The sequence below is a fragment of the Streptomyces sp. RK9 genome (assembly GCF_045070545.1).
Taxonomy (GTDB): domain Bacteria; phylum Actinomycetota; class Actinomycetes; order Streptomycetales; family Streptomycetaceae; genus Streptomyces; species Streptomyces alboflavus.
In genome coordinates this window covers 3,855,878-3,868,296 of record NZ_CP173704.1, presented here as the reverse complement: position 1 = coordinate 3,868,296, position 12,419 = coordinate 3,855,878, and the positions used below count along the sequence as shown (strand labels likewise).

At 74.3% G+C, this 12,419-nt stretch carries 12 protein-coding genes; 3 read left to right on the top strand and 9 right to left on the bottom strand.

Annotation, left to right across the window (positions count from 1 at the left end; all coding sequences use genetic code 11):
- Position 1: 1 nt before the first annotated feature.
- The gene (locus AB6L24_RS36945; RefSeq protein ID WP_405662873.1) at positions 2–460 is read right to left on the bottom strand and encodes an SsgA family sporulation/cell division regulator; all 459 of its coding nucleotides are present in this window, start codon (positions 458–460) and stop codon (positions 2–4) included.
- Between the two features lie 207 nt (positions 461–667).
- Here AB6L24_RS36945 and AB6L24_RS36940 point away from each other — a divergent pair, with 207 nt between their 5' ends.
- Complete coding sequence (locus AB6L24_RS36940) at positions 668–1,894, top strand: cytochrome P450 (RefSeq protein ID WP_405662870.1); 1,227 nt, start codon at positions 668–670, stop codon at positions 1,892–1,894.
- A gap of 47 nt (positions 1,895–1,941) precedes the next feature.
- On the opposite strand, the gene AB6L24_RS36935 is transcribed toward AB6L24_RS36940, so the two are convergent.
- The 8 genes from AB6L24_RS36935 to AB6L24_RS36900 all read right to left on the bottom strand — a co-directional run bounded on the left by AB6L24_RS36935 (position 1,942) and on the right by AB6L24_RS36900 (position 9,942).
- Positions 1,942–3,219: a cytochrome P450 gene (locus AB6L24_RS36935; RefSeq protein WP_405662868.1), complete on the bottom strand. Its 1,278-nt coding sequence runs from the start codon at positions 3,217–3,219 to the stop codon at positions 1,942–1,944.
- Positions 3,216–3,833, bottom strand: a complete 618-nt coding sequence (locus AB6L24_RS36930; RefSeq protein ID WP_405662865.1) for a GTP-binding protein — start codon at positions 3,831–3,833, stop codon at positions 3,216–3,218. The genes AB6L24_RS36935 and AB6L24_RS36930 overlap by 4 nt, the downstream gene beginning before the upstream one ends.
- Positions 3,814–4,170: a DUF742 domain-containing protein gene (locus AB6L24_RS36925; RefSeq protein ID WP_030361827.1), complete on the bottom strand. Its 357-nt coding sequence runs from the start codon at positions 4,168–4,170 to the stop codon at positions 3,814–3,816. The genes AB6L24_RS36930 and AB6L24_RS36925 overlap by 20 nt, the downstream gene beginning before the upstream one ends.
- Entirely contained in the window at positions 4,167–4,604 is a 438-nt protein-coding gene (locus tag AB6L24_RS36920) for a roadblock/LC7 domain-containing protein (RefSeq protein ID WP_405662861.1), read from the bottom strand. Before AB6L24_RS36920 ends, AB6L24_RS36925 begins: the two co-directional genes overlap by 4 nt.
- Positions 4,605–4,792: 188 nt before the next feature.
- Complete coding sequence (locus AB6L24_RS36915; RefSeq protein ID WP_405662859.1) at positions 4,793–6,802, bottom strand: ATP-binding protein; 2,010 nt, start codon at positions 6,800–6,802, stop codon at positions 4,793–4,795.
- A 485-nt stretch (positions 6,803–7,287) separates the two neighbouring features.
- Positions 7,288–8,013: a DUF4232 domain-containing protein gene (locus AB6L24_RS36910; RefSeq protein WP_405662857.1), complete on the bottom strand. Its 726-nt coding sequence runs from the start codon at positions 8,011–8,013 to the stop codon at positions 7,288–7,290.
- Between the two features lie 124 nt (positions 8,014–8,137).
- Positions 8,138–8,863 carry a response regulator gene (locus AB6L24_RS36905; RefSeq protein WP_405662854.1) on the bottom strand — a complete coding sequence of 242 codons (726 nt, stop codon included), beginning with the start codon at positions 8,861–8,863 and terminating at the stop codon, positions 8,138–8,140.
- A gap of 5 nt (positions 8,864–8,868) precedes the next feature.
- Positions 8,869–9,942: a sensor histidine kinase gene (locus AB6L24_RS36900; RefSeq protein ID WP_405663603.1), complete on the bottom strand. Its 1,074-nt coding sequence runs from the start codon at positions 9,940–9,942 to the stop codon at positions 8,869–8,871.
- Between the two features lie 285 nt (positions 9,943–10,227).
- On the opposite strand from AB6L24_RS36900, the gene AB6L24_RS36895 reads away from it, so the two are divergent.
- A complete protein-coding gene (locus tag AB6L24_RS36895) occupies positions 10,228–11,082 on the top strand; it encodes a class I SAM-dependent methyltransferase (RefSeq protein WP_405662851.1) in 855 nt (284 codons plus the stop codon).
- Positions 11,083–11,366: 284 nt separating this feature from the next.
- Entirely contained in the window at positions 11,367–12,086 is a 720-nt protein-coding gene (locus AB6L24_RS36890) for a GntR family transcriptional regulator (protein ID WP_051810960.1), read from the top strand.
- Positions 12,087–12,419 lie beyond the last annotated feature (333 nt).

Genomic DNA, 12,419 nt, shown 5'->3' with positions numbered 1-12,419 from the left:
GCTACGCCGCGTGCTCCCCGAACGGGCTCTCGCTGTCGCCCAGGCAGGCGGCCACGAGTTCGTCCAGGCAGATACGCTCCGCGCCCGGCGGCACGACCTCGTGGGCGGTGGCGAGGAAGGCGGTGACGTCGGCGGCGGCGATGTGCAGCACGCCGTGGGAGCGGCCCGCGGGGCCCGGCATGCCGAACAGCTCGATGCGCACGCCCGGCCCGCGGCCCTGGTCCGCGGTCGGCTCGACGCGCACGTCGCCCTCACCGGCCGGGCCCCGGCAGCCGTCGCCGAGGAGCTGGCGGTCCAGACGCCAGCGCGTCACCTCACCGCCCTCGCAGTGGAACGTCATGGTGACCGCGAAGGGATCGGCGGCCGCGTAGGCGAGCTCGGCGGAGAGGGGGGCCCGGCCGCCGGGTGTGTCGGCGGTCTCCAGTTCCATGAACACCGTCACTCTGACCTCGGCCTCCACGGCGTGCCTCCAGGGGGTTGGGGGGGTGGTGGGAACCCGTATGCCCCGACGGGCTCGGGGAATGCGGGGAAAACACTTGATGGGTGACATGTAACAACTGACCGATGACGACGAACAGCTGACAGATGACAGCTGACGCACTCTGTTGGTTCTTTTCCTTGATCAATAGGCTGAGCCGGCCAGGCAGTCGCCCTCCGAAGGAGCACCGTGTCCACTGCTCAGCCCATACCGGACATTCTCTCGCCCGAGTTCGCGGCCGATCCTTACCCTGTCTATCGCGCCCTGCGGGAACAAGCCCCCCTGCTGTGGCACGAGCCCACCAAAAGCTACCTCGTCTCCCGCTACGAGGACGTGGCCCGCGTCTTCAAGGACAAGGAGGCGCAGTTCACCACGGAGAACTACGACTGGCAGCTCGAACCCGTGCACGGCCGGACGATACTCCAGCTCAGCGGCCGTGAACACGCGGTGCGCCGGGCCCTGGTCGCCCCGGCCTTCCGCGGCAGCGAGCTGCGGGACGTGTTCCTGCCGGTCATCCGGCGCAACTCCGAGGAGCTGATCGACGCCTTCCGCGACCGCGGCTCCGCCGACCTGGTGGCCGACTACGCCACCCGCTTCCCGGTGAACGTGATCGCCGACATGCTCGGCCTGGACAAGGCCGACCACGCGCGGTTCCACGGCTGGTACACGACCGTCATCGCGTTCCTGGGGAATCTGGCGGGCGACCCCGAGGTGGCGGCGGCGGGCGAGCGGACCCGGGTGGAGTTCGCCGAGTACATGTTCCCGGTCATCACCGAGCGCAGGAAGAACCCGGGGACCGACCTGCTCTCGGCGCTGTGCGCCGCCGAGGTCGACGGCGTGCGGATGAGCGACGAGGACATCAAGGCGTTCTGCAGCCTGCTGCTCGCCGCGGGCGGCGAGACCACCGACAAGGCCATCGCCGGGATCTTCGCGAACCTGCTCACGCACCCCGACCAGCTCGCCGCCGTGCGCGCCGACCGCACCCTGATCGACCGGGCGTTCGCGGAGACCTTGCGCCACAGCCCGCCCGTCCACATGATCATGCGGCAGAGCGCGGTCGACGTGGCGGTGGCCGGCGGCACCATTCCGGCGGGCGCCACCGTGACCTGCCTCATCGGCTCCGCCAACCGGGACGGCGAGCGCTACCGCGAACCGGACCGCTTCGACATCTTCCGGGACGACCTGACGGCCACCAACGCCTTCTCCGCGGCGGCCGACCACCTCGCGTTCGCCCTCGGCCGGCACTTCTGCGTGGGCGCGCTGCTCGCCCGCGCCGAGGTGGAGACGGGCGTCAACCAACTCCTGGACGCCATGCCGGACATCCGGCTCGCCGACGGCTTCGTACCGTCGGAGCAGGGCGTGTTCACGCGGGGCCCCGCCGCCCTGCCCGTGGAGTTCACGCCCGTGAAGCGCTGAGCGCCGTCCCGCCGCGTGCGGCGCGGAGCCTCTCCGCGCCGCCGCCGTCACTGTGCCACGGGCGTGAACTGCACCGGCAGCGCCGTGAGTCCACGCATCCAGATGGAGGGCCGCCAGGTCAGCTCCGCCGGGTCGACGGCGAGCACCAGGTCCGGAAGGCGCTCAAGGAGCGTCTCGACCGCGGTGCGGGCGATGACGTCGGCGAGCAGCGGCGCCGGGTAGGGGCAGCGGTGTTCGCCGTTGCTGAAGGACAGGTGCGCGGAGTTCTCCGAGCCCACCTGCGCGCCCGGCCAGATCTGCGGGTCGGCGTTGGCGGCGGCGAGGCCGAGGACCAGGCAGTCGCCGGCGCGGATGCGGCGCCCGCCGAGCTGGGTGTCGCGGACCGCCCAGCGGCCGATGAAGTTCTGGGTGGGCGTGTCGAGCCACAGGACCTCGTTGAGCGCCTGGCTGACGCTGAGGCGGCCGCCGGAGACGTTCAGGGCGAACCGCTCGTCGGTCAGGAGCAGCCGCAGGGCGTTGCAGATCCAGTTCGCGGTGGGCTGCTGGGCGGCGGCGATGACGGAGATCAGGTCCTGGACGATCTCCTCGTCGGAGAGGCCCGCCGGGTGCTCCAGCATGCGCGAGGTGACATCGGCCCCCGGGTTCTGCCGCCGCTCCTTGACCAGGTGGTGGACGCGCTCGCCGACCCGGATGTACGCGGCCACGGGGTCGTCGCCCTCAGCGGCGTCCAGGGACATCCGCAGGTCCTCGACGAGGGCCTCGGTGTCGGCGGCGCCGGGCGGCATGCCGACCATGTGGACGGCGGCGCGCATGGCGAGCGGGTGGGTGTAGACGCTCATCAGCTCGGCGCTGCCGCGGCCGGAGAAGGACGCGATCAGCTGGTCGGCGATGTAGGCGCACTCGCGGCCGAGTTCGAACTGGTCGACGCTCTCCAGGGCCTCGGTGATGACGCCCGCGCGGCGGCGGTGTTCGGCGCCCTCGGTGAACAGGACGGAGGGCTGGTAGCCCACGAACGGCATCAGGGGCCAGTCGGCGGGGATGTTGTCCCACTGGTTCCAGCGCCGTGAGTCGCGGGCGAACAGCTCGTCGTGCGCGGTGACGTAGGAGACCTCGGAGTAGCCGAGGACGAGCCAGGCGGGCACGCCGCCGTCGAGCAGGACGGGCGCGACCGAGCCGTGCTTGCTGCGCAGGCTGCGGTACAGGTCGAAGGGCGTCTGCTGGTACTCGAGGCCGCTCAGGGGCACCGCGTCGGGGTGGGCGGTGTGGGCGGGGCAGCCGGGCGGCGGGGTGTTCGGCGCGGCCGCGGGTCCACTCGCTTCGGTCATGCTGTCAGTTCCCGTTCCCGTGCCAGGTGGTGGAGGTGGTCGACGAGCGTGATCAGCACGTCCTTGCCGGACGAGCGGACCCGGGCGTCGCAGTCGATGAGGGGGACGTGGTCCGGCAGCGCGAGCGCGGTGCGGATGTCCTCCAGGGAGTGGCGCGCGGTGTCGTCGTCGAAGCGGTTCACGGCGACGACGAAGGGCGTGCCGTGGTGTTCGAGCCGGTCGATGGCGTACCAGGACTCGTCCATCCTGCGGGTGTCCACGAGCACCACCGCGCCGAGCGTCCCGGAGAAGAGCCGGTCCCACAGGAACCAGAAGCGTTTCTGGCCGGGGGCGCCGAACAGATAGAGCACCAGGCGGTCGTTGAGGCTGATGCGGCCGAAGTCGAAGGCGACGGTGGTGGTGTTCTTGCCGCTCGACTCGGGCATCCGGTCGACTCCGGCGCCCGCCTGCGTCATCACCTCCTCGGTGTTGAGGGGGCGGATCTCGCTGACGGAGCGGACGAGGGTGGTCTTGCCGACGCCGAAGCCGCCCACCACGACGATCTTCAGGCCGTTTTCGGCCGTGTCGCGCAGCGGTGTCCGGGACGACGGCAGCTCAGAGGTTGCGGAGCCCATGGAGCACCTCCGTGAGAAGAGCGGAATCGGGCAGCGCGGCGGAGGCCGCCACGCGGGGGTGACGAGGGGTGATGCGGCCGGTCGCCAGCAGGTCCTCCAGGAGGATGCGGACGACCGTGATGGGCAGCGAGAGCTCCGCGGCGATCTCGACGACGGCCGTGGGGTGGCGGCACAGTTCGAGGATGCGCGCGTGCTCCGACTGCTGGCCGACGGACGGCTCGCACTCGGCGACGATCAGCGTGACCAGGTCGAAGGAGCTGCCGTCGGAGCGGCTGCGGCCTCCGGTGACCGTGTAGAGCCGGTCGGGTTCGCCCACGTCGACGGGCCTGCGCGTCACGAGGCCGTGCTCCCGGGGCTCCCGGGCCGGGCACTCCCCTCGGCGCGCGGCTCGGCCCGCAGGTGCTCGCCTATCTGGGACACGAGCTGGCTCATCTGGTGGCCCACCACACCGGGGTCGGCGTCCTCGTCGGCGATGACGGCGAGGTGCGCGCCCTGTCCGGCCTCGACGACGAAGAGCAGTCCGCCGTGGAACTCGGTCATGGAGTGCCGTACGCCGCCGGTGCCGTCGCCGAACTCCATGGAGGCGCCCTGGGCGAGCGCCTGGATGCCGGAGCAGATCGCGGAGAGCTGGTCGGCCTGGTCGAGGCTGAGGCCCGGGCTCCAGCAGAGCTTGAGGCCGTCCCGGGACAGCACGAGGGCGTGCCGGGTGCCGGGGGTGCCGTCGAGGAGGGTGTCCAGAAGCCAGTTCAGGCTGTTGTCGGTGGTCTGCATGGTGAATTCGGGCGATCACCGGGTGCGCGAACGCCCGTGCCTCCCTTTCGGTGCGGGGCGGGGGTGGGGAAGGTGAGAACGGTGGGGCGCGTCGTCGCGGACCCGTGGGGCGGTGCGGGGCGCCGGGTGCGGGCCCGGCACCGGGGACGCGGTCCGGGCGGACCGGCCCAGGCCGCCGCGGGGGCCGGTCACTCGGCCCGCGGCGGCTCGCTCTCGCGGGCGGGCCGCGGGGTTCGCTCTCCCCGGTCGCCCGCGGTGGCTCGCTCTCTCCCGGCGGCCCGCCGGGCGCGGTGGAAGGCGCCGAACCGGGCGCCGAGGTCGCGCGGCGGGCGCGCCGCGGCCGGGTCCGCGCCGTCCGTGCCGGGGGTGGTGCCGGGGGTGCCCGGGTCGGTGTGCCCGTGGGCGTCGGGGGCGCCGGGGGTGGTGGCGCGGCCTCCCGGGGTGGTGTCGGGGCCGCTCCGCGCGGCCTCCCGGGCGGCGGAGTTGGCTGCCTGGCGCTGCTGGAGTTCGGCGTGCGCGGCGGCCATGGTGCGGCCGGGCCGTCGCATCGGCAGGCCGCCGAGGGTGGCGCCCCTGCCGTCGGTGCCGTCGGCGCCGATGCCCCGGCCGTCCGTACCGCCGCCATGCGGGCCGCCGGTCGCGATGCCCCGGCCGCCCGTGCCGTGGCCCGAGGCCCGCCCGTACTCGTCGGCCCCGTCGGCGGCGCGCTCGCGCACGGCGGTGTGCTCGGGCGCCTCGGCCCGCTCGCCGGGGGCGCCGCCGAGGCCGGCGTCGGCGGGGGCGGTGCGGGGTGCCGCGGGGATGCCCGCGGGGTCATCGGCGGCGGGGCGCGGCGCGGGCACGCCTTCCGCTCCGGTCACGGCTCCCGTGCCGGTGCCGGGCAGCGCGGGGGCGTCGAGCGCGGGGGCGCGTTCCGGCTGCGGCTGCTGGGCGATCAGCTGCGGGGGCAGCAGGACGACGACGCCGGTGCCGCCGCGCGCGGAGGGGCGGAAGCTGACGTTGATGCCGTACTTCACGGCGAGCCCGCCGACGACGGCGAGCCCGAGCCGGGTGCCCTGGAGGAGCGCGAGGTCGGTCATGCGCCCGGACACCGACTCCTCGGCCCGGCGCTGGGCGGCCTCGGACATCCTGAGGCCGCTGTCCTCGATGGTGATGACGATGCCGGTGCGGGACTCCTCCACGTACACGTGGACCTCGTCGGTGGGTGGCGAGAAGTTCGCGGCGTTGTCGGCGAGTTCGGCGAGCAGGTGCATCACGCCCTCGGCGGCGAAGCCGACGACGGCGACCCGGGTCGAGCAGTGCAGCCGCACCCGCTGGTAGGCGGCGATGCGGCCGACGGCGCCGCGCAGGATGGACTCCATCACGATGGGCTTGTTCCAGGCGCGGCTGGAGCGGCCGCCCATGAGCAGCGCGAGGCGGTCGGTCATGAGGCCGAGCTGCGAGGTGCTGTGGTCGAGCCTGAGCAGGTCGCCGAAGACCTCCTCGCCGTGCCGGTCCTGCATGTCCCGCAGGTCGGCGAGCATGCTCACGGACTTGGCCTGGACGCGGCTGAGAGCCTTGGCGCTCGCGGCCTGCGCGGCGGCCGCGCGCCGCTCGCTGAGGGCGAGTTCGCGCACGGCGGCCTCGGTCAGGGCGCGCAGCGCGGCGTCGTCGGGCCAGCGCGTGCCCGCGAGGGCGCGGTCGACGGAGGCGCCGGCGCGCAGGGTGGCGACCACGTCCGGGAGGGTCTCGCCGGCGAGGAGGCGGACGTCGTCGGTGATGCGGGCCAGGTCGTCGACGGCGCGGCGCTGGGTCGCGGCGGCGGTGGCGGCGCGCTGCTCGGCGTCGGCCAGCGCGCTCACGCACACCCGGAGGAGTTCGCGCTGGGAGGGCAGGGCGGGCGGCCGGGTCTGCCGAAGCACCTCGTCCGGGGCGACGCCCTCGCGCACGAGCCGTGCGACGCCGGGCAGGGTCACCTGCGCCAGGCCCATGTCCTCCGCGGTACGGGTGTCCAACTGGCTGCGTACGGAGAGCAGTTCGCCCTCGGCGTCGGCGGCCCGCGCGCGCAGCCTGTTCGCGGTCGCGAGGCCGACCAGGACGGCGGCGGTGAGCAGGATCCAGCCCCCGGCGGCCGCGGCGCCCACCCAGGCGCGGGCCTCGTCCGGGGCGAGGGCGGCGACGGCGGCGCCCGCCGCCGCGGCGGCTATGAGGAGACACACAGGCAGCGTGTATGCCGTTCGCCGGCTGCTCGGGGTGCGGTCCGGACGACGATCGGCGGGCTGTGTCATTCCGTGGTCCCTCGGTGTCGGCACGGGTGCGCGGGCCGTCGGCCCGCCCTCGACTGTGTGCCGCCGCGAGGGAAGTCCGCCTGGTGGCGCTGTCTTCCGACGGCACTTGTGGTGGTCATGCTAGTCACAAGATCGCACAGTGGAAGCGGGCATTCAGCTCCGGGGGGCCCTGTCCGGAAGGTTCGTCGCGAAAGGACTCATCGGGGCCGCGCGCGTGCTACCCCGCCCACAACCCGACTCCCCAGGCCGGGCGGTGACGCACCGTCGTACACGTACACACGTACGGTGCATGGGTCAGCCATCTATCGCGGACAGGAACCTTCCTGCGGCTGAAATCGCACCCCCAAGGTGTCGATTTCAAGCCAACCTGTCCTCGAGCGCGGCGCGTCCCGTGGCACGGAAGGACCCGGGCCGACTCACCTGCCGGTGCCGTCGGGCTCGTCCTTCTTCCAGGCCGTCGTCCCGATGCGGCCGGTGCTGCCGAGGTCGATGCCGCCGTCCGGCGTGACGGTCCGCGCCGGGGCACCGGGGGCGGGGACGACGCGCAGTCGCGGCGCGTGCACGGCGGGGTTCGCCAGGTCCGTGTGGGTGTTGCGCCACACCACGACCACGGTCGCCGACTCGCCGCGGCGCAGCGCCACGGGGTGCGGCCCGGGGTCGGGCACGCCGGTGGTGATCCTCCCGGCGCCCCGCAGGGTGCGTACGTCGAGGGGCGCCCCGTCGTCGCCGAGCGCGCGCAGGCCGGGGTAGCCGTCGAGCCGGTAGGTGCCGGTGCCGCAGTGCGTCAGGGTCAGCCGCATCGCGCGCAGGCCCATCGCGGCGTCGACGGGGCCGGGTTCGACGAGGGCGCCGCGCTTCCCGGAGCAGTCCCGGGAGGCCTGCCGGGGCTCGGGCGGAGGCGCGCCGTACGGGGGCGCGCTCTCGGCGCCGGTGGGGAGTTCGTCGGGGGTGACGCGGTAGGACGGGCCGCCGTGGGACGGGGTGGGGCCGGCGGCGGACGGGGGCAGTCCGCCCTTGCCCGCGACGCGGGTCGCGGCGCCGTCCGCGCCGTCCCGCCCTGATCCCTTCGACTGCCCGCACCCGGCGACGAGTATCGCGAGGGCGCAGAGGGCGGCGGCGCGGCGGGGCGAGAGGAGAGTCACACCGGGATCATGCCACGCGGCACCCGGCACCGCCCCGGCCCGACCACCGGCGCCCCACCGCCCACCCGCACCCCGGACCGGCTACGGCTCACCTCGCCCCGCCCCGACTCACCCCCGCCCCCGGCTACGACTCCCCCGCACCCACGCCCCCGCCCGGCCCCGCGTCCACGCCCCCGTCCCCCTCCACCCGCGCCCGCACCAGCCCCGACTCGTAGGCGAACACGACCAGTTGGGCCCGGTCCCGCGCGCCCAGCTTGGTCATCGCCCGGCTCACATGTGTCTTGGCCGTGAACGGGCTGATGACCATGTGCGCGGCGATCTCCTCGTTGGTGAGGCCGCGGGCCGCGAGGGCCGTCACCTCGCGTTCGCGGCGCGTGAGACCTTCGAGGCCCGGCGGGGTCGCGCGGTCCGGCGGCCGGGCCACGAACTCGCCGATCAGGCGCCGCGTCACGGCGGGCGAGAGCAGCGCGTCGCCGCGCGCCACGACCTCGATGGCCTGCAACAGGTCGGCGGGCTCGGTGTCCTTGAGCAGGAAGCCGCTGGCCCCGGCGCGCAGCGCCTCGAAGACGTACTCGTCGAGGCCGTAGTTGGTGAGGATGACGACGCGCACGTCCGCGAGGCGCGGGTCGGCGGCGATGCGACGGGTCGCCTCGATGCCCGTCATGACGGGCATCTGTACGTCGACGAGCGCGACGTCGGGCACCAACTCGCCGACGAGCGCCACGCCCTGGGCCCCGTCGGCGGCCTCGCCCACCACCTCGATCCCGTCCTCGGCGTCCATCAGCGCCCGGAACCCGGCCCGCATCAGGGCCTGGTCGTCGACGAGCACGACCCTGACGACCCCGTTCACGCGGTTCACCCGGCCGCCCCCACCGGCAGTTCGGCCCGCACCGAGAAGCCGCCCTCGTCCCGGGCCCCGGCGCGCAGCGCTCCCCCGAGCGCCTCGACCCGCTCGCGCATCCCGGTGAGCCCGACCCCCGGCGCCACGGGCAGGTCCGGGCGCGCGGCCCCGTCGTCGTCCACGCGGACCACCACCTGCCGCTCCCCGTAGTCGAGGTGGACGCCGACCTTCGCCGGGCCGCCCGCGTGCCGGGCCGCGTTGGTGAGGCACTCCTGGACGATGCGGTACACGCCCTGTTCCAGGGCCGCGGGCAGGGCCCGTTCGCGCCCGGTCACCGTCAGCTCGACGGGAAGACCGGCCGAGCGCGCGCGCTCGACGAGCAGGGCGGGGCTGCCGGTGGGCCCGTCGGTGCGCAGGACCTCCAGGGTGGCGCGCAGCTCCCGCATGGCCTCGCCGCTCGCCTCCTGGATGGCGAGCAGCGCGGGCGGCACCTCCTCGCCGCGCTTGCGCGCCAGGTGGACGGCGACGCCCGCCTGGAGCTTGACGATGGAGATCTGGTGGGTGAGGGAGTCGTGCAGTTCGCGGGCGATGCGCAGGCGCTCCTCGCCGGCCCGGCGCAGCGCCACCTCCTCGCGGGTCCGCTCGGCCTCCAGGGCGCGCTCCTCGGTCTGGCGCAGATACGCCTGCCAGGTCGTGGCCGCGATGCCGGTGGCGACGGCGCACACGAACCAGCCGGTGAGCAGCAGGGTCCGCTCGACGGCGCCGTCGCGGCCCGGGTCGGCGGCGAAGAACACGGCGAGGAAGGCGAGTCCGGTGCCCGTGGCGAGCAGCCGGTGTCCGCTGTGGGCGGCGGCGTGCACGGCGCCGAGGACGGGGAAGGCCGCCGCGGTGGCCGGTTCGGCGTGCAGGGCGAAGACGGCCATGGCGGCGGCGCTGACGAGGAGGACGGCGCGCGGCGCGCGCCGGTACTCGGCGAGGACGAGCGAGCCGACGCACACGAGGGCGTAGTCGACCGCGCCGGCACCGCCCTCGTACGCCGTCGCGCCCACGACGACCGCGGCGACGGTCGCGGCGAACGCCACGAGCATCGCCCTGACCTTGCGCTCGTCGAGGTGGTCACAGCCACCGGAGCCTTCGCGTTCCCCCAACATGTCCCGCACCCTAATCCGGCGCCCGGACAGGGACGTCCCCCCTGCGGACCGCTCCCGCGCTACTCCCGGCGCAGTAGTCGCGCGACCGCCCGGCCCCGTCGCCGTAGATCCAACTGCCTTCGCCGGTACGACGACCGGGGGCCGCCCGTGCGGCGACGATCGGCGGCACCGAACACCGCACGGCGCCACCCCATGGACGATCCCCGAGGCGAAGGAACCCCCATGACGACGCACACCCGCCCCGAAGCCCGCCCCAACGCCCGCCAGGAGGAGCTCTGGAACGGCCCCATCGGCCGGCACTGGGCCGAGCAGCAGGACCGCTACGACGCCATGAGCGGCGACCTCAACGGCCGCCTGTTCGCGGCCGCGCGGATCAGCGGCGGGGCCCGGGTCCTGGACATCGGCTGCGGCGCGGGCACCGTCACGCGGATCGCGGCGCGGCTCGCCGAGCCGAACGGGCACGCGGTCGGGGTCGACATCTCCGCGCCGCTCCTGGAGCGGGCACGGGCGCGCACCGCGGCCGAGGCGGTCACCAACGTCTCGTACGAACGGGGGGACGCCCAGACGCACACCTTTCCCGAGGGCCGCTTCGACGTGGCGATCAGCCGGGGCGGTGTGATGTTCTTCGCCGACCACGCGGCCGCGTTCCGCAACGTGGCCCGCGCGCTGCGGCCCGGTGGGCGCCTGGTGTTCGTGTGCCCGCAGCCCGCGAGCCCCGACATCGAGGAGTCCCACGCGCTCGGCCGGATCGCGGGCCTGCTCGGCGCCCAGGGGGCCGCCCCCTCCGCCGACCACACCGACGCCCGCGCCGCGATGGCCTCCCTCAGCGACCCCGCGCACATCCGCCGCTCCCTCGCCGCCTACGCGGACGTGACGGTGACGTCGCTGCCCGTCGAGACGTACTGGGGCCGCGACCCGGCCGACGCCGTCGACTTCCTCCTCTCCCGCACGCCCGACCGCGTGGTGCCGAGGGTCACCCGCAAGGCCCTGGAGGACACGCTCAGCCCGTACGCGGGCGGGCGCGGGGTGCGGATGATGGCGCGGGTGTGGCTGGTGACGGCGACCCGCCCGAACTGACGGGCCGCTGCCGACTTCCCCGCCACCGGGCCTACGAGTCCGCCGAGTTCGCCCCGGGCCTGGACCTCTTCGTCGGCGCCGACGACGTCCTGCTCGAACTGGCCCTCGCGGGCGCGGTCGACTGGATCGCCGGGTACCCGAACGTCTTCGCCGACGGCCGGCGCCGAGGGTCCGGACCCGCTTCTTCCCGCCCGCTCAGCTGCGAAAACAACGTGACATTGTACGCTGGTGATCCGCTCGGCCACGAAGGCGCGGGGCGCAGGCACGAAGGGATCACCACCGCCATGGGTCATCTGACGCAGCGCGACCTCATCACCACCCGCGAGCGCCTGCGCGACCAGGTGGCGAACGCGCTGCGCGCGGCCCTGATCTCCGGCGAGCTCAAGCCCGGCGAGGTCTACTCCGCGCCCGCGCTCGCCGAGGACTTCGGCGTCTCGGCGACGCCGGTGCGCGAGGCGATGCTGGACCTGGCCAGGGAGGGCATGGTCGAGCCGGTCCGCAACAAGGGCTTCCGCGTCACCGAGGTCAACGAGAAGGACCTCGACCAGTACACGGAGATCCGCACCCTGATCGAGGTCCCCACGGTCGGCCGGATCACGCGGACCGCCGCCCGCGAGGACCTGGAGGCGCTGCGCGAGGTGGCCGAGGAGATCGTGCGCGCCGCCCGCGCCCACGACCTCATCGGCTATCTGGAGTCGGACCGCCGCTTCCATCTGTCGCTGCTCGCCCTGTCGGGCAACGACCGGCTCGTGGAGGCCGTCGGCGACCTGCGCAAGCGCTCCCGGCTCTACGGCCTGACGGGCCTGGACGAGCGCGGCGAGCTGCTCCCTTCGGCCGAGGAGCACATCGAACTCCTCGACCTGATGCTGGCCGGTGACGCCAAGGGCGCCGAGAAGTGCATGACGCGCCACCTCGGGCACGTGCGGACCCTGTGGGCGAAGGGCCGCCAGCCCCAGGAGCCGGCCAAGCGCCCCCGCAGGGGCGGACTCGGCACCGCCCGCTGACCCCCGGCCCACCCGAGCCCCTTCACCACAGCCCTCTCGCCGGAGCCCCCCCCCCCCGCACCGGAGCGCCGACGCGTCGCACGGGCGACGCCACGGCCGCACCGCACCGCACAACACCCTCCCCCCACACCGCACATGACGCTGCGTCAATCTCTGCCCATGCCCGCACAGGCCTTCTCTGGCCATGTGATGTGTGCAATATTACATGTCACGCATCCTTCGTGGGCATGACACTTCAAGGGTTTCCGCAGTTCAGCGCCTCCCACCCTTGGTCGCCACGGTTCGCGCACCCCCACGGCCGTGCTCGGGCACGGCCGCCGACCGCCCGGAGGG